Raw genomic sequence first — 22,208 nt, forward strand, 5'->3', positions numbered from 1 at the left:
GCACGGCGGGTTTACCTCTCAACTTCCTTGACGGCAGCGAGATTCTGGCAGAGAAAAGCATTGAAAATGATAAAGATCAATTTTAGCCGAAGGAATATGCATAGTATGGCGGATATGCCAGCGCCGGTCTGCTCCGGCCTATCCAGTTCGGGCGTGATTGCCCTGTTACTCAGCGAGTATGATGATCGTCACGACCCGCCTTAACCGCTTCCGTCAAAGCCCCTGGGGACTAGCCCTCATACTGCCTGCTATTCTGATGCCGCTCACCACGCAGCTTTCGGTGCGCCTTTGGATGCTGGATGGCTACGTTTATCTGATCTATCTGCCGCTGGCTACGATCATAGCGATGCTGCTGGTGTATGACTGGAAGGCTTTTCCGGGGATAGCAACAGGGCTGAGCCTCTACTATTTTAACCGCTACGCGCCCGGGCCTGCGGCGGCGATCGTCGCGAGCTGGCTGATGGTGCTGTTAAGCGGCTGGAGCGGCTACCGGCTTCAGGTGAAACGGCGCTGGGGCGTCCGCTATGGCGAGCTGCGTCTGATGCCCAACAGACTGTTCTGGCTGGCTTTTTTTATGCCGTCGCTGTTTGTTTTTATGATGCAGACCCTGGCGATGGCGGGCCTTGTGCCGCTAAAAGGCTCGATTTTCCACTGGGAACCCTTTTCGCTGCACACGCTGCTGAATTTTCAGTCCGCGCTGCTGGCTTGTGTCACTATGGTGCCGGTGTGCTATCTGTTCATCCGCAGCCTGCGTAGTCCGGGCTATCTGCGGCTGACGATCTTTCGCCTTCGCCAGCAATTTTCGCCTGAGGTCAGCAAAACGGAAGGCGCGGTATGGGCGCTGCTGTTGGCGTTTCTGTTGACCATGCTGCTACAGTTCGCGCCTGGCCGGCAGAATCTGTTGGCAACCGAATACGGTTTGCCCCTGATGCTGCCTTTAATGCTCTGGGCAGCGATGCGTTTTGGCTATCTTTTTACCGGGCTGGTCTGGGCGCTGCTGCTGATGGTGCTTTATCAGCTGCGCGATCGTTTTCTTCATCCGGATACCGGGCCTTATCAGCTGGCGGTTATTTCAGCCAACCTGCTGGTGTTTAGTCTTAGCCTGCTGCTGATGGCGGCTATCACCACGCGCCAGCGCCGCACGCTGGCCAGAACCAAAGCGGCGGCGTTAAACGATCCCGTAATGAACCTGCCTAATTTGCGCGCGCTGAGCCTGGCACTGGCAAACAGCGCCGGCTCCACGCTCTGCTTTCTGACTATTCCCGATCTGGATCGCCTGAGCCGCACCTATGGTCTGCGTCTGCGTATTCACTATAAAAGCAGCCTGGCCGCCCATTTGAAGCCTGAACTTCAGCCGGGGGAAGACGTTTATCAGCTCCCCGGCTTCGATTTAGTGATGCGGCTGGAAGGGAGCGGGCAGCTGGCGCGGATTGAAAATATCACGGCCCGGCTGAAAGATTACTGCCTGAACTGGGATGGCCTGCCGGTACATCCCGGTATCGGCGTCAGCTATTGCAGCGTTCTGCCGCCGGTCAATCATCTTTATGAGCTGCTGGGCGAGCTGAGCGGCATGGCGGAACTCTCGCTGACCAGCGGCATAACGGAGAACCTGCAGCAGAAAATGACGCAGCCGGTGCAGTACCGCATCAGCAAAAAAATCGCGCTGCTGAACACCGTCCAGCAGGCGCTAAAATCCAACGGTTTCCAGCTGATTGCGCAGAAAATTTGCGGCGTGCGCGGCGACGACTATCACGCGGTCTGGCTTGCTTTGGAAAATGACCGTCGCGAGCCGGTACCGGCAGCAGAATTTTATGCGGTGATCAACGAGTTCGGCTTAACCTGGGAGCTGGACTGCTGGCGGCTGCGCCAGGTTCTCTCTTTTATCAACCAGCATCGTGCAAAGCTGCCCGGCATCCGCATTGCGACGGCGCTTTTCACCCTTAGCCTGTGCAGGCCGGGGCTGGCGAAAGAGATACAGGCGATGCTGCAGGACTACTGCGTTGAGCCGTGGCAGCTGATCTTTTACGTGGAAGAGTCGCCGATGCTGACGCCGCACGGCGGCGGCTATCGGGCCATCGACCAGCTGCGCTATCTGGGTTGCCGCGTCGCTATCAGCAACTTCGGGCACGGCTACGGCAGCTACGCGCTGTTAAAGCAGATTGAGGCGGATATGCTGAGGCTTAACGGCGAGTTTGTCCGCAATATGTTCAATAACAGCCTGGATTATCAAATCATTGAATCAACCTGCATTATGGCCCGGCTGAAAAAAATGCAGGTCGTGGCGGCGGACGTGGAAACACAGGAGGCAGACAATCTGCTGCGCAAGCTGGGCGTGGATTACCTTCAGGGCACGCTATACGGCGAAGCAAAGCCGCTGCATTCGCTGGTGGAGCAGGACGAGGCCCCGCCGCAGAGGCTGCCCGATTAGCCGCTACTCTTTCACCCGCTCTTTTTGCGCCAGCAGCGTAGCGAAACGCAGCGAAATGCGGTTGCCGTGCTCGTCCGTGCGGTGCAGCTGGCCGACATGCTCGTTATATTTCACGATCCGCCATTTGCGATAGTACTCGCTCAGCTCGCCGGATTTAAAGGTGAAGGGGAACAGCGAACACGGATAGTCCTCCGTGTCCATCGCCGAGACAATCAGGTTATAGCCGCCCCGTACCGTGCTGGCCTGCATATCGGCAATCAGCTGCGGTATGGCTTCCGGCTGTAAAAACATCATTACCACGGTAGAGAGCACCAGCTCGTAAGCGCCGTTAAACCTCACGTCATTAAGATCTTTAACCACCGTGTGAATGCCGCTCAGCTGCTCTTCCGCCATGATTTGCTCAAGCCGCGCCGGATTGCGATCCCAGGCGGTCACCTCAAACCCCTTCAGATGGAGATAAAGCGAATTCCGGCCGCTGCCGCAGCCCAGATCGAGCGCCCGACCGCCGGGCGCTATCTGGCCCACGGCCGCCACCACTTCAGAGTGCGGAGCGGTGAGCTGATACTTTTCGGTGTAGTAATCGTCGGGCTTCTGGTTCATTCATCGGACTCTTTGATCGTCAGCTGCCAGCCGGTCACCTCTTTCCAGTAGCTCTGTTCGCGTTCCAGATCGAGCTGAACCAGATTGTTCTGGCTAAAGTAATCACGGGGGAAGGTCAGCGTCCAGTGGCCGTCGTCCGTCTCCAGCAGCAGGGAATCGGGCGTAGAGGTCGCCTGGCGCTGATTGTTCAACAGCGTGCCCAGCCGCAGCAGAAACACCAGCGGCAGAAACTGTTTTTTCTTGTACAGCGTCAGGCGCGGCAGCTCGTCCACCTTCACTGCTTTGCGATGCCAGCGCACCAGTGTCGCCAGCAGCGTTTGCTGATCCTGATTAAAGCCCGGCATATTGGTGTTTTGCAGGATATAGGACGAATGGCGATGCAGGCCGCTGTGGTTGATGGTCAGCCCCACCTCATGCAGCATCGCCGCCCATTTCAGCAGCGCGGCCAGCTGCGGGTTCGCCTGCTTAGGATTTTGATCCCGCCACTGGACATAGAGCTGTTCGGTGGTATCCAGTACGCGCCGGGCCTGGTCGCTGTCGATGGCGTAGTGGTTCGCCATGCTCTGCGCGGTACGGCTGCGAATATCCTGATGGCGGAAGCGGCCCTCCATCTCATAAAGCACGCCTTCGCGCAGCGCGCCGTCGGAAAGCCGGAGTTCGCGGATAGCCAGCGCGTCAAAAACGCCGCAGAGGATCGCCAGACCCGGCACAAACACCACTTTACGCTCGTCGGAAAGCCCAGGCAGGCTCAGGCTGTCGAAAGATTTGTGCCTGATCACCTCGTCATAAAGACTCTCCAGCCGCTCCGGGGTAATCAGCTTGTCTTTCTCGCCCATCGCCTGGAGCACTTCTACCGTGGCTTTGATGGTGCCGGACGCGCCCAGCGCGTACTGCCAGCCGTGCAGGCGGTACTGCCAGGAAAGCGTTTCCAGCTTTTGTGTGGCGGCCAGCCGCGCGCGGCGGAAATTCTCTTTGCTGATGGCGCCGCCGGGAAAATAGAGATTGGCGAAGCTGACGCAGCCCATGCGGCGGCTTTCCACCAGTTTGGGTTCAAAATCTTCACCGATCACCAGTTCGGTCGAGCCGCCGCCGATATCGATTACCAGCTTGCGGCCTTTTTCAGGCTGGGTGTGTTCCACGCCCATAAAAATCAGGCGCGCCTCTTCCTGCCCGGAAATGACCTCAATCGGGTAGGGGATCACGTCCGCCGCGCGCCGTAAAAAGTCCTCCGCATTCACCGCCTGGCGCAGCGTGTGGGTGCCGACAATGGTGACGTTGGCCGCGCTGAAGCCCTGCAAACGCTCGGCGAACAGCGCCAGGCAGCTCAGGCCGCGTTCGATCGCCTCTTCGGCCAGCACGTTGTTGTGATCCAGACCGTCGGCCAGATGCACCCGCTGTTTCAACCTGCCGAGCACCTGCATGGCGCCGTCCACCACGCGGGCAATCACCATATGAAAACTGTTGGAGCCCAAGTCGATGGCGGCGAATTCCTGGGGTTTGGGCGTACTTTTCTGGGATATTGGCATAGGGGTTAGTCAGGTTGTTCCAGAGATTTAATGTAATCGTAAATAGCCAGCTGCGCGCGCACCTTACGGCGGTTGCCGCGCGGAACATAACGGTTGCTAAGCTCTTTGTCTACGAAGCGCGCCTTAAGCGTATCACTGAAGAGGATGCCAATAATATCCAGCACCCGCTGTTTCAGAATAGGGTCAAGGATGCAGCAGGCAACTTCAATGCGGTAATCGATATTGCGCGTCATCCAGTCGGCGGAGGAGAGAAACACTTTTTTGTCGCCGCCGTTGTCGAAAATATAAACGCGATCGTGCTCCAGATAGCGATCGACAATGCTGATCACGCGGATATTATCGCTGATGCCTTCCAGATTGGGGATCAGCGAGCACATGCCGCGCACCAGCAGGTTAACCTTCACGCCGACGCTGGAGGCGGTATAGAGCCGATCCACCAGGCCTTTATCGACCAGATTGTTGATCTTCAGGGTGATGCCGGCCTGCACGCCTTTCTGCGCGTTGGCTATCTCGTTATCAATCAGCTGATAGAGCATCTGGCGCGAGTTCTGTGGCGACACCATCAGGTGCTCGAAACTCACCGGACGATAGGGGTTTTCGATAAAGTTAAAGACGCGTCTGACCTCGTTGGTGATGCGGGCATCTGCGGTCAGCAAGGAGTAGTCGGTGTAAATTCGCGCCGTTTTTTCGTTGAAATTGCCGGTACCGATATGGGCATAGCGGACGATTTCGCCGTTTTCACGACGGGAAATCAAAAACAGCTTGGCGTGAATTTTCAGGCCGGGCGCGGAGAAAATCACGTGCACGCCCGCTTCCGTCAGGCGTTTCGCCCAGTGAATATTCGCCTCTTCGTCGAAGCGCGCCTGTAGCTCCACCACCACGGTGACTTTTTTACCGTTATAGGCCGCGTGGATCATCGCATCGATAATGCGTGAATTCTTCGCCACACGGTAAATATTGATCTTTATCGCCAGCACGGCAGGGTCGAAAGAAGCCTGGCGCAGCAGCTCCAGTACGTGCTCAAAGGTGTGATAAGGGTAGTAAAGCAGCACGTCGCGATTGCGGATGGCGTCAAAGCCGTTGCGGAAGCGGTCAAACCAGATGTGGCGCAGCTGCGGCAGCGGTTTGTTGACCAGATTGGCCTTGCCGACGTTCGGGAAGCCGATAAAGTCTTTAAAGTTATGGTAGCGCCCGCCGGGTACGATGGAGTCGTAGTTGCTGATGTTCAGCTTTTTGCTGAGCATTTCCACCATCGCGTCGGGCATATCGCGCTGATAGACAAAGCGCACCGGCTCGGCGGTCAGGCGCTGCTTCAGGCTGGAAGACATCAGCTCCAGCAGGCTGGACTCCATTTCGGTAACCAGATCGTATTCCGCGTCGCGGGTCATCTTCATCGAATAGGCGTTCAGCGCATCGTAATCAAAAAAGCCGCGGAAGATATCGCCCAGGCAGTAGCGCAGGATATTATCCAGCAGGATCATCGGTTTGCGGCGGCGCGGCGTTTCCGGCGGCAGGTTGACAAAGCGCGGCACCTTATCAGACGGGATCTCCAACAGCGCATAGTCAATCTTTTCGCCGCGAATAATCTCTACCGCCAGATAGGTATAGTCGTCTTTCAGAAACTCAATCAGATCGGTGTCGGGATAAACCAGGATCGGCGTGATGTGCTGCCGCAGCTCGTGTTTAAAATAGTGGCGCAGCCAGCTTTGCTGATTGGGAGAGAGCTGGCGTTCGTTGATCAGAAAAATTTGGTTGCGCGCCATTTCCAGCAGCAGATCGTTATACAACCCGTCAAATTCCTGATCGGCTTTCAGCACGCGCGCCTGGATTTTTTTCAGCAGATGGCGCGGCGTATCGGGTGAACCCTGTTCTTCCCCAATCAAAATGCGGCGTTTCAGATCGGCGAAGCGGACTTTATAAAACTCTTCCAGATTATTGGAGTAGATGCCCAAAAACCGCATCCGTTCAATCAGGGGATTGGATTTGTCCGCTGCTTCCTGTAAAACGCGCTCATTAAAGGATAACCAGCTTAGTTCTTTCTCTATATAAAGCTTTTCCTGACCCATTTTTACTCCGTTCCACAGATCCTGTAAAAAACCAGGCATTGTCTCGAGGCATTATGACGAGAGTATGACAGCCCTGTCTATGGTGAATCCCGATTGTCTTATTAGCCACATACGGGCAACATAAGGCGCTTAAGCGCATTTTATAGCGAAGACTGGCATGAACCCAATTCCCATTCCTGCACATTATAACGATCGGCGGCGGCAGTTTATCGATCGGCTGACCCGACGCGTGGTGATGGCCTGCGGACTGGCGATTTTGCTGGTGATGCTGCTGCTATTCGTCTGGCTGATTTGGGTAGTGGTGCCGCTTTTTTCGTCGCCGACGCTCAGCAGCGTCAGCCGCATCGCGCTGGATCAGGACCAGCCGGCTATAGCGATGGGCATGGATGCGCAGCAGCAGTGGGGATGGCGCATTGACGCGCAGGGCAGGGCGGAGTTCCTTGCGTTAACGAAGCGGGCGAGGGTGCCTGCGCTACGGCTGGCCCAGGGCCGCGTCACCGTCGCGACGGATAACGACAGCGTGCTGTTGAAAAGCGCCGCCGGCCTGACGCTGGTGCAGCCCGACTTCAGCGAAGCGGATCCGCGCTGGAAGTTTCCGCTGGGCGACCAGCCGCTGGGCGGCAATCCCGACGCTAACGTTATTGCGCTGGCGCAGACGGCGGAAAACCGCTGGCTGGCCGCCGAGGCCAGCGCCACGCAGATCACGCTTTACCGTTTTCAGCCGCTACAGGCGACGGCAAGCGCCAGCATTAGCGTAGCGGACGTCAGCCAGCTGATGATTTCGCCCGATGGACGGCTGCTGTACGGCCTTGCCAAAAACAGCCTACGCGTCTGGCGCATCACCGACGGCGGGCTGGCGCTGCGCGAAACCCACACCTTACTGCAACAGCCGGAACGGCTGGCTCAGCTTAGCGGGGGCAGCACTCTGCTGGTGGCTGACCACGACAGCATTACCCAGTGGTTTGATATCGCCAGCGCAACCGGCCCGCATCTGAACGCTATCCGTGCTTTTCATCACGCCAGCAACCAGCTTTTGCTGTTAAGCGAGGCGCATCGCCGCGTGTTCGCTACCTTAAACCCGGCGGGCGAATTTAAGCTGTTCGCCAGCAAGCAGGAAGGCGTAGTGCTGCGCAGCCAGCTCGATCCCGGCGTCCTGAACGCGGCCTTTGCACCGCGCGGCGACGGGCTGCTGGTGGAGCGACAGGGCAGCTGGCAGCATTATCACCTTAGCAATCCCTGGCCGGATATCAGCTGGCGCAATCTGTGGCAAAAAGTCTGGTATGAGCACTATCCGCACGCGGACTATGTCTGGCAGTCCACGTCGGCCAACGACGATTACCAGGGCAAGTTCAGCCTGGTGCCCATGGTGGCCGGCACGCTGAAGGCGGCAGGACTGGCGATGCTGTTCGCCACGCCGCTGGCGCTGGCCGCCGCTATGTATACGGCCTGGTTTATGGCGCCCGCGCTGCGTCGCTGGGTAAAACCGGCGATAGAGATGATGGGCGCGCTGCCCAGCGTGGTAATTGGGCTGATTGCCGGCCTGTGGCTGGCGCCGCAGCTGGCGGATCGGCTGGCGGGCGTGCTGCTGTGGCCGCTGGCGCTTGCCGCCGCGCTGCTGCTGTGCAGCCACGTTTCGCAACGGCTGCCGGAAAAATGGCGCAGGCGGCTGTGCGATGAAGGGCGTGAAATCTGGATTTTACTGCCGGTGCTGCTGCTGGTGACGCTGTGCTGCCTCTGGCTGCTGCCGATGTTGGAACATCGGGTATGGGGTATCAGCCTGGCCGACAGCCTGTGCGGCGGCTATCAGCAACGTAACCTGCTGATCGCCAGCGTGGCGATGGGTTTTGCGCTGGTGCCGCTGATCTTCACCCTGGCCGAGGACGCCATTTTCAGCGTGCCGCCAGCGCTGGGACAGGGATCGCTGGCGCTGGGCGCAACGCAGTGGCAAACCTTAACCCGCGTCGTGCTGCCGGGCGCGTCCGCCGGGATTTTTGCGGCGCTAATGATCGGCTTTGGCCGGGCGATAGGAGAAACCATGATCGTGCTGATGGCGACGGGCAACACGCCGGTGACGGAAGGCGGATTGTTACAGGGCGTACGCACGCTCTCCGCTAACGTGGCGATAGAAATGCCGGAAGCCGCCGCGGGCAGCGGCCACTATCGGGTGCTGTTTCTGAGCGCGCTGGTACTGCTGATCTTTACGCTGGTGGTCAATACCCTGGCGGAGCTGGTGCGTCAGCGGCTGCGTCAGCGCTTCAGCCAGCAGGAAATGCAGGGATGAGCGTCGTTAGCCGCAATCATCGCTGGCGATGGCTGACCGGCGGCGCGGTTGCGCTGAGCCTGCTGGCGTTTCTGTTGCTGATCGCGCTGCTCGGCTGGTCGGCCATGCGCTACTTCTGGCCGCAGCCGGTGACGCTGTTTACGGTTAATCATGCGCCGCAGACGCTGGGCGAAATCGCCAGTTCGCAGGCTATTCCACGCGAGCGTCTCCAGGCCAGCGGCGCGCCGCTGCCGGATAATCTGCCGGAACACGTGACGCGTTACCTGATTAAAACCGGCAACCGCGACTTCAGCGACAGCGATTTTCACAGCCTGCTCAGCAGCGATATTATCGCGACGGAGCGGCCAGGCGACGTAATCACCCTGCAACGTCGCGTTGGTGGTATGGCCCACGGCTGGTTTGACGGGCTGCGGGAAAACGGCCAGCCGCTGGTGGCTGCCGATATGATGCGCGTGCTACAGCAGCGGATTAAAGAGACGCGACAGCGTGAGCGGCAGGCAGAAAAAATTCGCCATGTGGCGTTGGCGCGGCTGAACAGCGAAATGGAGCAGCTGGATCGTAAACGGCAGCGCCTGGAGCAGGAGCAGCGCTATACGCCGCAGGCGCAGAGCATCTGGCAGGCGGACAGCGCCGAACTTCAGCGGCAGTTTCGCCAGCAGGCGCAGGCGCTGACCGGACTGAGCCAGGAGAACGAAGGCACCGTACTGGTGCTGCGCGACGTCACGGGATCGCAGCATCTTATTCCGCTGACGCAGATCCTGGCCGCCTGGTATCCAAACGCCATGAGCTACGGCGAAAAGTGGCGCCATTTTGGCTCGCAGCTGTGGCATTTTGTCAGCGGCGCTTCTGGCGGCAGCCTGGGGGAAGATGGCGTATTTCCGGCTATCTTCGGCACGATTTTAATGGTGCTGCTGATGTCCGTCGTAGTCATGCCGCTTGGCGTGGTAGCGGCGATCTGGCTGCATGAGTATGCCGGCAACGGTTTTCTTACGCGTCTTGTGCGCATCGCGGTGGTCAATCTTGCCGGCGTGCCCTCCATTGTTTACGGGGTGTTCGGGCTGGGCTTTTTTGTCTGGCTGGTCGGCGGCAGCCTGGACAGGCTTTTCTTCGCGCACGCGTTGCCGGATCCTACTTTCGGCACGCCGGGCCTGCTTTGGGCGTCGCTGACGCTGGCGCTACTGACGCTGCCGGTGGTGATTGTCGCTACGGAAGAGGGGCTGTCGCGCATTCCACAGACGCTGCGGCAGGGATCGCTGGCGCTGGGCGCGACCCAGGCGGAAACGCTGTGGCATGTGGTTTTGCCGCTGTCGATCCCGGCTATGCTGACCGGGCTGATCCTGGCGGTGGCGCGGGCGGCAGGTGAAACCGCGCCGCTGATGCTGGTTGGCGTGGTGAAAATGGTGCCGGAGCTGCCGGTAGATGCGGTTTTCCCTTATCTGCATCTTGACCGCAAATTTATGCATCTTGGCTTTCAAATCTACGATCTGGCGTTTCAGAATCCCCACGCGCAGGCGGACAGGCCGCTGGTTTTCGCCACGGCGCTGCTGCTGGTACTGATTATTCTGGCGCTGAACCTGCTGGCAATGGCGCTGCGCCACCGGCTGCGCGAACGCTATCGCGCGCTGATTAATTAATGGAGAAGAGCGTAATGCCAAACGAGCAGGACACCGCGCTGGAGGTGGAGAAACTTTCGCTGTGGTATGGCGAGAAACAGGCGCTGAAGGCAATCGATCTGCGCGTGCCAAAAAACCGCATTACCGCGCTGATTGGCCCGTCAGGCTGCGGTAAATCGACGCTGCTGCGCTGCTTTAACCGCATGAACGATCTGATTGACGGCTGTCGCGTGGCGGGCGATATCCGCCTGCAGCAGCAGTCGATTCTGGGCAGCAATGAGGATCTCGCGGCGCTGCGCAGAAGAGTCGGCATGGTTTTTCAGCGGCCAAACCCGTTTCCCAAAACCATCTATGAAAACGTGGTGTACGGCCTGCGTCTTCAGGGCGTACGCGACAGGCGCGTGCTGGACGAGGCGGTGGAAAGCGCGCTGCGTGCGGCGGCGCTCTGGTCAGAGGTGAAAAACAACCTTTGGCAGAATGCCTTAACGCTCTCCAGCGGCCAGCAGCAGCGGCTGGTGATCGCCAGAGCCATCGCCATTGAACCGGAAATTTTGCTGCTGGACGAGCCGACCTCGGCGCTCGATCCGATCTCCACGCTGGTCATTGAAGAACTGATGAGCACGCTGAAACAGCATTTCACGCTGGTGCTGGTCACGCACAATATGCAGCAGGCCGCGCGCGTGTCCGACTATACCGCATTTATGCATCACGGTAGCGTGGTGGAGTTTGACGAAACGGACAGGATTTTTACCGCGCCGCGCCAGCGCCGCACAGAGGATTATATTACGGGACGCTATGGCTGAATAAAAAAGGGAAACGCCGGTTTCCCTTTTAGCCCCAGGCGTAGCCTTCCGGCGGCAGGCGCTCGCCGTCCAGCCAGGCCGCGCCGTCCTGCATTTTCAGGCGGCCATCCGCAAACCAGCCGACCACCAGCGGATAAATAGCGTGCTCCTGATGCTGTACGCGCGCCGCGACCTCATCGATCGTATCCCCGGAAAAAACCGGTACTTTGGCCTGAAGGATCACCGGGCCGCCGTCCAGCTCTTCGGTAACGAAATGCACCGAGGTGCCGTGCTCTTCGTCGCCGTTTTCAATCGCCTGGCGATGCGTGTGCAGACCGGGATATTTCGGCAGCAGGGAAGGGTGGATATTCAGCATTCTGCCCGCGTAGCGCGCCACGAAATCCGCACTCAGAATACGCATATAGCCTGCCAAAATCACCAGGTCGGGCGCGTAGGCGTCAATTTCCAGCATCAGCTGGCGATCGAAGGCATCGCGATCGGCAAACTGCGCGGCCGCCAGCGCATGAGCGGGCACGCCCGCCTCGCGCGCGCGCGTCAGGCCGTAAGCGTCGGCTTTATTGCTGAACACGGCAGCAACGCTGCCGTGGATCCGTCCCTGTCGGCAGGCGTCCAGAATGGACTGGAGATTGCTCCCCTGACCGGAAACCAGCACGACGAGCCGCTTCATGCGTTAATCACCACGCGCTCTTCGGCATCGGAGGCTTTAATCACGCCAATCTTCCAGGCCTTTTCGCCGGCGGCGGTCATCAGCTCTACCGCTTTATCCGCTTCGCTGGCGTCCAGCGCAATCACCATGCCGACGCCGCAGTTAAAGGTGCGGTACATTTCAAAGCGGCTGACGTTGCCCGCTTCCTGCATCCAGCCGAACACGGCAGGCCACTGCCAGCTTGACTCCGACAGCACCGCCTGGGTGTTGTCCGGCAGCACGCGCGGGATGTTTTCCCAGAAGCCGCCGCCGGTCAGGTGGGCGATAGCGTGGACGTCAACCTGCTCAATCAGGCTGAGAATATTTTTAACGTAAATGCGGGTTGGCGCCAGCAGATGATCCGCCAGCGGCTTGCCTTCAAGCAGGGTGGTTTCCGGGTCGGTATTGCTGAACGCCAGAATTTTGCGTACCAGCGAATAGCCGTTGGAGTGCGGGCCGCTTGAACCCAGCGCAATCAGCACGTCGCCGTCTTTGACTTTGCTGCCGTCGATAATTTCCGACTTTTCCACCACGCCAACGCAGAAGCCCGCCACGTCGTAATCTTCGCCGTGATACATGCCGGGCATTTCAGCCGTTTCGCCGCCGACCAGCGCGCAGCCGGACTGTAAGCAGCCTTCTGCAATACCGGTAATCACGCTGGCGGCCGTCTCCACATCCAGCTTGCCGGTGGCGTAGTAATCAAGGAAGAACAGCGGCTCGGCGCCCTGAACCACCAGATCGTTCACGCACATCGCAACCAGGTCGATACCGATGGCATCGTGGCGCTTCAGGTCCATGGCCAGACGCAGCTTGGTGCCGACGCCGTCAGTGCCGGAAACCAGAACCGGTTCACGGTATTTTTGCGGCAGCGCACAAAGCGCACCGAAACCGCCCAGTCCGCCCATCACTTCCGGGCGACGAGTCTTTTTCACTACGCCTTTGATACGGTCGACTAAAGCATTGCCAGCATCGATATCTACACCGGCGTCTTTATAGCTGAGAGAGGTTTTGTCGGTCACTGCGAAATCCCCACGCGGTTTGCGGTTGGTGGTTGGTAATAAAGCGCGGCAATTCTAACAGCGCAGGCAAACGTTTGCGAGCCTCATCTTCGGCACCTGTTGCGTCGCGCTCACTTTGCGCTAATCCTTAAGGGGATGGGAGGGATCCGGCAGAAGTCGGATTAAGTAATAGGTACTGGCTGCTAAATGGCGCTATAATCTCGCGATTTTTTTTTTGCAGCCATACACTCCGGGAGTAAAACAATGAAGATCGTGGAAGTCAAACACCCGCTGGTCAAACATAAACTGGGTCTGATGCGTGAACAGGACGTAAGCACCAAACGCTTTCGTGAGCTCGCCTCGGAGGTGGGAAGTCTGCTGACTTATGAAGCCACATCGGATTTAGAAACGGAAAAGGTCACCATCGAAGGCTGGAACGGCCCGGTGGAAATCGACCAGATTAAAGGCAAAAAAATTACCGTTGTGCCTATCCTGCGTGCCGGCCTGGGCATGATGGAAGGCGTACTGGAGCACGTACCCAGCGCGCGTATCAGCGTCGTGGGCGTTTATCGCGACGAAGAGACGCTGGAGCCAGTACCTTATTTCCAGAAGCTGGTGTCCAATATCGAAGAGCGCATGGCGCTGGTGGTTGACCCTATGCTGGCGACCGGCGGCTCGATGATTGCCACGATCGATCTGCTGAAGAAAGCGGGCTGCAGCAGTATTAAAGTGCTGGTGCTGGTTGCCGCGCCGGAAGGCATCGCGGCGCTGGAAAAAGCGCATCCGGACGTGGAGCTGTATACCGCCTCCGTCGATCAGGGACTGAACGAAAAAGGCTATATTATCCCGGGCCTTGGCGACGCGGGCGATAAGATCTTCGGAACGAAATGATAAATCCGCAGGCCTTTTTATCCGTCCGTCCGGCATCGCCGCGCGTTGCCCAACGGTCGCGCCGGGCATCGGCCTGCAACCCGCGTTTTATCATGACTGCCAGCGATCAAGCCGACCAGAGAGTCGGTTTTTTATTGTGAAAAATAAGGGGTAACTCACCATGACGCGTCGCGCTATCGGCGTAAGCGAGCGGCCACCGCTGCTGCAAACCATACCACTCAGCTTCCAGCATCTGTTCGCCATGTTTGGCGCGACGGTGCTGGTGCCTATCCTGTTTCATATCAATCCGGCTACCGTGCTGCTGTTTAACGGTATCGGCACGCTGCTGTACCTTTTTATCTGTAAAGGGAAAATTCCGGCCTATCTGGGCTCCAGTTTTGCCTTTATTTCGCCGGTGCTGCTGCTGCTGCCGCTGGGCTACGAGGTGGCGCTGGGCGGCTTTATCCTTTGCGGCGTGCTGTTTTGCCTGGTGGCGCTGGTTGTGAAAAAAGCCGGAACGGGCTGGCTGGATGTGATGTTTCCACCGGCTGCGATGGGCGCTATCGTGGCGGTCATCGGGCTGGAGCTGGCCGGCGTGGCAGCGAATATGGCCGGCCTGCTGCCGGCTAACGGCGCGGCGGTCGACGGCAAAACCATTCTGATTTCCATGGTGACGCTGGCGGTTACCGTCTTCGGCTCGGTGCTGTTCCGCGGCTTTCTGGCGATTATCCCTATCCTGATCGGCGTGCTGGTCGGCTATGCGCTTTCCTGGCTTATGGGCATCGTAAACTGGTCGTCAGTAGAAGCGGCGCCGTGGTTTGCGCTGCCGACCTTCTACACGCCGCGCTTCGAGTGGGCGGCAATGCTGACCATCCTGCCTGCGGCGCTGGTGGTGATCGCCGAGCATGTCGGGCATCTGGTGGTCACGGCGAACATCGTTAAAAAAGACCTGCTGAAAGATCCCGGCCTGCATCGCTCAATGTTTGCCAACGGCGTCTCGACGATTTTTTCCGGCCTGTTTGGCTCCACGCCTAACACCACCTATGGCGAAAATATTGGCGTGATGGCGATTACCCGCGTTTACAGCACCTGGGTGATTGGCGGCGCGGCTATTCTTGCCATTCTGCTTTCCTGCGTCGGCAAGCTGGCCGCCGCGATCCAGGCGGTGCCGGTGCCGGTGATGGGCGGCGTGTCGCTGCTGCTGTACGGCGTGATTGGCGCTTCCGGTATCCGCGTGTTGATTGAATCCAAAGTAGATTATAACAAGGCGCAGAACCTGATCCTGACCTCGGTGATCCTGATTATCGGCGTCAGCGGCGCCACGGTGCACATTGGCGCGGCAGAGCTGAAGGGCATGGCGCTGGCGACTATCGTCGGCATCGGGCTGAGTCTGATCTTCCGGCTGATTACGCTGATCCGCCCGGAAGAGGTCATTCTGGAGCCGCAGGATCGCGAGTAAAGATCTGACGGGCGGCAGCGCTGCCCGTTTCATAATCCTTAAAGAACTGTGATAAACTGCCGCCGGATTTCGACCCATTACTGAGGTGCTTCTGAACACTCCGGCACAGCTCTCACTGCCGCTCTATTTGCCCGATGATGAAACCTTCGCCAGCTTCTGGCCGGGGGATAACCCGTCGCTGATCGCCGCGCTGCAAGGTGCGTTACAGCAGGAGCACGGCAGCTATCTCTATTTCTGGTCGCGTGAAGGCGGCGGGCGCAGCCATCTGCTCCACGCGGCCTGTGCGGAACTTTCCGCGCGTGGCGAAGCCGTGGGCTATGTGCCGCTCGACAAGCGCACCTGGTTCGTGCCTGAAGTGCTGGACGGTATGGAACAGCTGGCGCTGATCTGCATCGACAACATCGAGTGCATCGCCGGCGATGAGCCCTGGGAAATGGCGATTTTCGATCTCTATAACCGTATTCTGGAAACCGGCCGCACCCGGCTGCTGATCACCGGCGATCGTCCGCCGCGCCAGCTGAACCTGAAGCTGCCCGATCTTGCTTCCCGTCTGGACTGGGGACAAATCTATCGTTTGCAGCCGCTGTCGGATGATGACAAGCTTCAGGCGCTCCAGCTGCGGGCGCGGCTGCGCGGTTTTGAACTGCCGGAAGACGTCGGCCGCTTTCTGCTAAAAAGACTGGATCGGGAAATGCGCACGCTGTTTATGACGCTGGACAAGCTGGATCGCGCCTCGATCAGCGCCCAGCGCAAGCTGACCATTCCCTTCGTGAAAGAGGCGCTGGATCTTTAAAGGATAGCCAGCACCTGCTCCGGCGGCCTGCCCAGCCGTGCCTTGCCGTTAGCCACCACTATAGGGCGCTCAATCAGCTCCGGATAAGCGACCATTGCCGCCAGCAAATCCGCTTCGCTAAGCGCGGGATCGTCCAGGTTCAGCGCCTGATAGCGCGCTTCTTTACGGCGCATCAGCTCGCGCGCAGAGCGGAAGCCCGCCTGACGGAGCAGTCTTTCCAGCGTGGCGACCGTCGGCGGATTTTTCAGATAGAGCACGACTTCCGGTTCAATCCCTTTGCTTTGCAGCAGCGCCAGCGTTTCGCGGCTTTTGGAACAGCGTGGGTTATGGTAAATCTCAACGTTTGACATCATTCGCCTACCTTTTCTGATACTGACGGAAACGCTGCTGTAAATAACGCAGCTGATCGATACGGGCATCGTAGCGGGCCTGCTTGAGGCTGCCCAGCGGCACGGCGGCGCTGGCATCGCTTAAGCTGCGGATCGCCTGATCCAGCTGGCCGTTCAGCGCCAGGCTTTCCGCCCGCGCCGCCGCTTCCTCATCCGTCAGCCCCTGAGCGGACGACGCCTGCGCCAGCAGATCCCAGCCGTTGGGATCGTCTTTATACGTCCAGGTATAGCGATAAAGGATCTTGCTGGCGCTGGCGGGCTGCTTCGCCTCGACGTAAGCGTTAGCCAGGTTGAGCTGCACTACCGGGCTGGATGATTTGGCTTTTTCCAGCAGGGCGATAGCGCGCTGCGGCTGCTTCAGGCCGATATCAATATCGGTCATCAGATCCAGATACCAGACGTTAGTCGGCTGAGCGGCCAGCAGCGGCGCGATGATGCGGCGGGCGTTATCATAGCTTTTCGCCTGCAGGAACTGAACGGCCTTGCCGTACTGTGCGGCGGTCTGCTCGCGCGCGTTGCCTTTACTCAATGTTTCCAGCAGATCGTCACCAAGCTGGTTTTTTCCCGTCGCGTACATGCCCAGTACGCGCACCTTCGCCATATAGAAATCCTGTGACGACTGCACCACGACAGGCTTCATCTGGTTGGCGCGGTTGCGGGCATCGGCCAGGCGGCTGTCGGGCAGGGGATGGGTCAACAAAATTTCCGGCGGCTTAGAGGCGAAGCGGGACTGGTCGGACAGCTTTTGCAGAAAGTTGGGCATTGCCTGGGGATCGAACCCCGCGCGCTGCAAAACCTGAATGCCGATACGGTCAGCCTCCTGCTCGTTCTGCTGGGTAAAGCTGATTACGCCCTGCTGCGCGCCTGCCAGCGTGCCGCTTAACGCCGCCATCCCGGCCTGCGGGTTCGCCATCGCCAGCAGAATGGAGCCGAGCGCGCCGACCCAGGTCAGCGGCGCGTTACGCTGCTGCTCTTCCATCGCGCGCGCCAGGTGGCGCTGCGTAACGTGAGAAATCTCGTGCGCCAGCACCGAGGCCAGCTGGCTCTCGTTTTCGGTATAGCGGAACAGGGCAGAATGCAGCACCACGTTGCCGCCGAAAAAGGCGAAGGCGTTCAGCTCGTCATTGCTGACCAGGAAAAAGTGAAACGGCGTCTTGACCGACCAGGCGTGCGCCACCAGCCGCTGGCCCAGCTGGTTAATATAGTCGTTGAGCAGGGGATCGTTGATCAGCGGCGCGCTGGCCCGCAGCTGGCGAACATAGAAATCCCCCATCGCCAGTTCCTGATTAACGGAAAGCGTATTGCCTGCGGTGGTGCCGATATCCGGCAAATTATCGCTGATGTCGGCCCTGGCAGGCTGCGCGGCCAGCGTGGGCAGCAGGATCAGCGACGCCAGCGCGCACCTTTTCAGTCGGTTAATCATGCAAAATCCTATTCTGATAACGTCCTCAATCGCCCGGCAGAAGGATGGATGATCCTGCAGAACGGCCCTCTTCAGCGGCTATCTTAACCAGAGGCGATAAGGAAGGAAACGCCGCCAGGCATGAATAAATATCGGGCTGGACGAGCCTACCTTAAAGTCAGCGAAAAAAACTGAACGTAGGCTCTGCCAGCACACGGGGGCAGAAAAGCGGGCTATTAAGTAAACTCAGGTAAATTTATTCAATAAAATTGAATGTGGCACGAAAATTGTTTAGGTTTACTCCTAAAAATGGCCGCGAACCGGCCCTTCTCGCCGTCTCTCCTACAGGCCTTCCTTGCGTTTATCTTCATAATGCCGTTCCAGCCTTTATCAGAATTTTTTGCTTAGTCAAAAAATTCTTGCGGATCCAGTAAGAATAACAAATAGCGTTAAGGAAAAAATAATTTTATACGCTGGCACTTTTTTTGAGTGAAAACGTATTTCACTTTTAAATAAAAAAGATAAATAAAACCGGCAAGCAGCACTGTTTTTATAAAAGCAGAGTAGCGCTTATTTACAGCAAGAAATAATTTACTCAATCTTTGCTACAGATTTACAAGATAACTTTACTTCCCACTGTTCCGTTTCCGATTCGTTACGCTTTCTGGAGAGCATGCTATGCGTCCTGTTGTGTCTTACGTTTTAATCGCTGCCGTGGCCGGCTTTATTGGTGCCAGCTTCTCTTCCGCGCCGGCTATTGCAGATAAAATCAGCCAGCATTTCGGCGCCCGGGATAACGATCCTGACGGTTTCTGGAGCACGCCGGCTATCGATGGCTACGGCAAAATTCATTATGAAGCGGATGCTGCTTATAAGCCGGCCGTGGGCGATAGCAATAAAGTCGTGTTCCAGATAACCAAAGCGGAAAATGGCCCTAAAGTCCCTAACCTTGGTCTGGAGCGCGTTGCCCGCGTGGTGAATTTATATATTGCTTCCGGCGTGCCGCAGGAGCAGCTTAAATTTGTGGTCTCTGTTACCGGCGACGGTACGCCAGCGATGTTAAATAACACGGAATATAAAAAAGTCTTCGGCGTGGATAACCCTAATCTGAAACTGATTAGCGAACTGCGCGCTAAAGGCGTGGACGTCTCCGTCTGCGATCAGTCAGTGGCTTTCCACCATTTTAAGCATGAGTGGATTGATACCTCCGTTACCCATGCGCTTTCCAGCCCGACCACGGTCGCCACGCTGGAAAACCAGGGCTATGCTTTCCTCGCTATGTAGTTATCTTCGTCCCGCCCGTTACCGGGGCGGGATGCTACTCCCGCTATCGCCTGAATCTGCCTTCTTATCAGTCACCTCTGCCCATCCGCAAAAAATTGAGTTAAAATCACTAAGATTATTCCTAATGCTGACGATACTCCTTGTATGACTCCATGCTTCACCAGGGCATGACGCGTTACCAAACCAAATTAAAAAATAAGCGACATCTATGAAATGTTTCCTCGGGGCTAATCCATGAGGCTTCCTCGTCTGAAGCTGGATTTGCGCACGCTGATTATGCTGCTGGCCTTTGCCAGCATTGCCATCACGTTGGCCAACTCACTGTACGCCACCCGGCAAGTGCAGCGGGAAGTGCTGATTGAAAATACGCTGGAATCCAACCGGGTTTATGCGACCAAGCTCGCCTCTACCACGGAAATGTTTTTTCAGCTGGCGGAATCGCAGCTGGCTTTCAGCGCCAAAACGCTGGGGCAGGGCGGCAATGATGAAGCGCTGATGCAGCGTGAAGTCATGCGCCTGCGCGAACAGACCAACAGTTTTAACTCGGCGGTGATTGTCGATGCCAACGGCTGGGTAAAAGCCATCTCCCCCGACTCGCTGATGCTCAAAGGCGTGCATCTGACTACGCCGGTTACCCGACAGGCGCTGAAAGAGCGTAAACCGCTGGTCAGCCAGCCTTCGCTGTCGGTCGCTAATAATTTAATGGTGTTCGTCTCCTATCCCATCTGGTCGCCCAACGGCGTCTATCTGGGTTTTGTCGGCGGTACAATCTACCTGAAGAAAAAGAGCATTCTCAACGAGCTGTTGGGCGAGCAGTTCTACCGTGACGGCTCTTCTCTTTACGTTGTCGACAGCGGCAACCGCGTGCTTTATCACCAAAACGGCACGTTAATCGGGCAGAAAATCGCGCCGCTGATTAGCGATGCAATGAAACAGGATAACGGCTCTCAGCAGGTGTCGAAGCAAAACGACGAGCCGATGCTGGCAGGCTACGCGATGGTCGCCACGCCCGGCTGGATGATTGTGGCGATGAAGCCGACGCCAACCACGCTGACGCCGCTTACCAGCATGATGCTGCAGGTGGTGCAGCGCGCCGTTCCGCTGGCGCTGTTGACGCTGGCGTTAGCCTGGCTGTTTGCCTGGCTGATCGCGCGGCCGCTGGGGCGGCTGGCGGACAACGCCAGCCAGATGGATGCGTCCGGCGCGTCTACGGAGATTGGCGCCATCCGCTCCTGGTATTACGAAGCGGCGCAGATCAAGCGGGCAATGCTCACTGGCCTCGGCCTGCTTCAGGATAAAATCGGTCGCCTGAAGTTTGAGGTGCAGACCGATCCTATGACCTCATTGCTGAACCGTCGCGGCCTGCATGCCGTGCTGGAGTATTTTTACGCCACGCGCCAGCCTTTTGCCGTACTGGCGCTGGACATCGATCACTTTAAACGCGTCAACGACGGCTGGGGTCACGACGTGGGCGACAGCGTGATTAAAAGCGTGGCGCAGGAGCTGAGCAAAAGCTCGCGCCAGACCGACGTGGTGTGCCGCAACGGCGGCGAAGAGTTTTTGATGATCCTGCCGGGCGCGGACCGGGAAATGGCGGCGGTCATTGCCGAACGCGTACGCAAAAAAATCGAACAGCTGGCGATGGCCCCGGTGGGGTGCGTGACGCTGTCGATTGGCGTAGCGCTGTGGAATGCGGATGAGGTGCCGCTGGAGCAGGTATTTAAACAGGCGGACGACGCCCTCTACAGCGCCAAACATGCCGGACGCAACCGCGTGGTAATGAGCGGGCAGTGGCAGGAAACGGCGCAGGAGGTTTATCGTCAGTATGGTTGAGGCCTGTGCCGGAAGCCGCGCGGCCAGCCATTTTTTCAGGTAGACTCTGCGGCTTCCTTCAGTAAGCCAGGACTTTTCCATGCTGGATCTTCTACTACAGTGGTATCGCCGGCGCTTTAGCGACCCCCAGGCTATCGCGCTGCTGGCGATACTGCTCGCCGCTTTCGGCATCCTCTTCTTCTTTAACGGCCTGCTGGCGCCGCTGCTGGTGGCGCTGGTTGTCGCTTATCTGCTGGAGTGGCCGACGGTGCGCCTGGAACGGCTTGGCTGCTCGCGCGCCTGGGCCACCACTATCGTGCTGATTTTCTTCGCCACTATTGTGCTGGTGCTGATCCTGGTCGTGGCGCCCGTCGCCTGGCAACAGGGGATCAATTTAGCGCACGAGCTGCCTACGATGCTAACCAGCCTGTATCACTTTGCCACGCGTCTGCCGGAGCGTTTTCCGGCGCTGATAGATGTCGGGCTGGTCGATATCGTGGTGGAAAACCTGCGCGCCAGGCTGAGCGGTATCGGCGATCAGCTGCTGCGCTATTCTCTGGCTTCGCTGGTGGGCCTGATGACGCTGGCGATTTACCTGGTGCTGGTGCCGCTGATGGTGTTCTTCCTGCTGAAGGATAAAGAGCAGATGCTGGCGGCGATCGGCCGCATTTTACCGCGTAACCGCGGCCTGGCCGGACAGGTCTGGCTGGAGATGAATCAGCAGGTTTCCAACTATATTCGCGGCAAAGTGCTGGAAATGGTGGTGGTCGGCGTGGCGAGCTGGATCGGTTTTCTGGCTATCGGCATGAACTACGCGCTGCTGCTGGCGGTGCTGGTTGGCGTGTCGGTACTGATCCCTTACATAGGCGCGCTGGCCGTGACCGTGCCGGTCATTGGCGTGGGCCTGGCGCAGTGGGGGCTGGGCGGCGATTTCTGGACGATGATTATCGTCTATCTGATTATTCAGGGGCTGGACGGCAATATTCTGGTGCCGGTGCTGTTTTCCGAAGCGGTAAATCTGCATCCGCTGGTGATTATTCTGTCGGTGGTGATCTTTGGCGGCCTGTGGGGCTTCTGGGGCGTGTTTTTCGCTATTCCGCTGGCCTCGCTGGTGAAAGCGGTGCTCCATGCCTGGCCTGATGAACTGAATTCTGAACGTTCAGGGCTTAAATAGGTAATAAAGAGAGGAGAGAATATCT

At 58.1% G+C, this 22,208-nt stretch carries 17 protein-coding genes; 10 read left to right on the forward strand and 7 right to left on the reverse strand.

What is annotated here, in order from left to right:
- Positions 1-178 precede the first annotated feature (178 nt).
- The gene (locus EGK14_RS13140; RefSeq protein ID WP_233598495.1) at positions 179-2,428 is read left to right on the forward strand and encodes an EAL domain-containing protein; all 2,250 of its coding nucleotides are present in this window, start codon (positions 179-181) and stop codon (positions 2,426-2,428) included.
- A 3-nt stretch (positions 2,429-2,431) separates the two neighbouring features.
- On the opposite strand, the gene tehB is transcribed toward EGK14_RS13140, so the two are convergent.
- The 3 genes from tehB to ppk1 are packed head-to-tail and all read right to left on the reverse strand — an operon-like array spanning position 2,432 to position 6,620.
- A complete protein-coding gene (gene tehB, locus EGK14_RS13145; protein WP_125289546.1) occupies positions 2,432-3,028 on the reverse strand; it encodes a tellurite resistance methyltransferase TehB in 597 nt (198 codons plus the stop codon).
- Entirely contained in the window at positions 3,025-4,554 is a 1,530-nt protein-coding gene (gene ppx, locus EGK14_RS13150; RefSeq protein ID WP_125289547.1) for an exopolyphosphatase, read from the reverse strand. The genes tehB and ppx overlap by 4 nt, the downstream gene beginning before the upstream one ends.
- 5 nt (positions 4,555-4,559) lie before the next feature.
- Complete coding sequence (gene ppk1 / locus EGK14_RS13155; protein ID WP_125289548.1) at positions 4,560-6,620, reverse strand: polyphosphate kinase 1; 2,061 nt, start codon at positions 6,618-6,620, stop codon at positions 4,560-4,562.
- Positions 6,621-6,777: 157 nt separating this feature from the next.
- Here ppk1 and EGK14_RS13160 point away from each other — a divergent pair, with 157 nt between their 5' ends.
- The 3 genes from EGK14_RS13160 to pstB are packed head-to-tail and all read left to right on the forward strand — an operon-like array spanning position 6,778 to position 11,317.
- Positions 6,778-8,901: an ABC transporter permease subunit gene (locus tag EGK14_RS13160; protein WP_125289549.1), complete on the forward strand. Its 2,124-nt coding sequence runs from the start codon at positions 6,778-6,780 to the stop codon at positions 8,899-8,901.
- A complete protein-coding gene (gene pstA / locus EGK14_RS13165; protein ID WP_125289550.1) occupies positions 8,898-10,535 on the forward strand; it encodes a phosphate ABC transporter permease PstA in 1,638 nt (545 codons plus the stop codon). The genes EGK14_RS13160 and pstA overlap by 4 nt, the downstream gene beginning before the upstream one ends.
- 14 nt (positions 10,536-10,549) lie before the next feature.
- On the forward strand, positions 10,550-11,317 hold the full coding sequence (gene pstB / locus EGK14_RS13170) for a phosphate ABC transporter ATP-binding protein PstB (RefSeq protein ID WP_125289551.1): 768 nt from the start codon (positions 10,550-10,552) through the stop codon (positions 11,315-11,317).
- 28 nt (positions 11,318-11,345) lie between these two features.
- Here pstB and purN read toward each other — a convergent pair whose 3' ends face one another.
- A complete protein-coding gene (gene purN / locus EGK14_RS13175; RefSeq protein WP_125289552.1) occupies positions 11,346-11,984 on the reverse strand; it encodes a phosphoribosylglycinamide formyltransferase in 639 nt (212 codons plus the stop codon).
- Positions 11,981-13,021 (reverse strand): phosphoribosylformylglycinamidine cyclo-ligase, encoded by a 1,041-nt coding sequence (purM, locus tag EGK14_RS13180; protein WP_125289553.1) that lies wholly within the window; start codon positions 13,019-13,021, stop codon positions 11,981-11,983. Before purM ends, purN begins: the two co-directional genes overlap by 4 nt.
- A gap of 243 nt (positions 13,022-13,264) precedes the next feature.
- Here purM and upp point away from each other — a divergent pair, with 243 nt between their 5' ends.
- From upp to hda, 3 genes are all read left to right on the forward strand, one after another.
- The gene (gene upp, locus EGK14_RS13185) at positions 13,265-13,891 is read left to right on the forward strand and encodes a uracil phosphoribosyltransferase (protein ID WP_125289554.1); all 627 of its coding nucleotides are present in this window, start codon (positions 13,265-13,267) and stop codon (positions 13,889-13,891) included.
- A gap of 160 nt (positions 13,892-14,051) precedes the next feature.
- On the forward strand, positions 14,052-15,329 hold the full coding sequence (gene uraA, locus EGK14_RS13190; RefSeq protein ID WP_125289555.1) for a uracil permease: 1,278 nt from the start codon (positions 14,052-14,054) through the stop codon (positions 15,327-15,329).
- Between the two features lie 85 nt (positions 15,330-15,414).
- Positions 15,415-16,122, forward strand: coding sequence for a DnaA inactivator Hda (gene hda / locus EGK14_RS13195; protein ID WP_125289556.1), 708 nt, complete (start codon positions 15,415-15,417; stop codon positions 16,120-16,122).
- Here hda and arsC read toward each other — a convergent pair.
- Complete coding sequence (gene arsC, locus EGK14_RS13200) at positions 16,119-16,475, reverse strand: arsenate reductase (glutaredoxin) (RefSeq protein WP_125289557.1); 357 nt, start codon at positions 16,473-16,475, stop codon at positions 16,119-16,121. The genes hda and arsC overlap by 4 nt on opposite strands.
- Positions 16,476-16,479: 4 nt before the next feature.
- Positions 16,480-17,934 carry a M48 family metallopeptidase gene (locus tag EGK14_RS13205; protein ID WP_125289558.1) on the reverse strand — a complete coding sequence of 485 codons (1,455 nt, stop codon included), beginning with the start codon at positions 17,932-17,934 and terminating at the stop codon, positions 16,480-16,482.
- A 657-nt stretch (positions 17,935-18,591) separates the two neighbouring features.
- Here EGK14_RS13205 and EGK14_RS13210 point away from each other — a divergent pair.
- From EGK14_RS13210 to EGK14_RS13220, 3 genes are all read left to right on the forward strand, one after another.
- Entirely contained in the window at positions 18,592-19,197 is a 606-nt protein-coding gene (locus EGK14_RS13210; protein ID WP_125289559.1) for a DsrE family protein, read from the forward strand.
- Positions 19,198-19,431: 234 nt separating this feature from the next.
- Positions 19,432-21,030, forward strand: coding sequence for a sensor domain-containing diguanylate cyclase (locus EGK14_RS13215; RefSeq protein WP_125289560.1), 1,599 nt, complete (start codon positions 19,432-19,434; stop codon positions 21,028-21,030).
- A gap of 79 nt (positions 21,031-21,109) precedes the next feature.
- The gene (locus tag EGK14_RS13220) at positions 21,110-22,183 is read left to right on the forward strand and encodes an AI-2E family transporter (protein ID WP_125289561.1); all 1,074 of its coding nucleotides are present in this window, start codon (positions 21,110-21,112) and stop codon (positions 22,181-22,183) included.
- Positions 22,184-22,208 lie beyond the last annotated feature (25 nt).

Source organism: Erwinia sp. 198 (assembly GCF_003937915.1).
Taxonomy (GTDB): domain Bacteria; phylum Pseudomonadota; class Gammaproteobacteria; order Enterobacterales; family Enterobacteriaceae; genus Erwinia; species Erwinia aeris.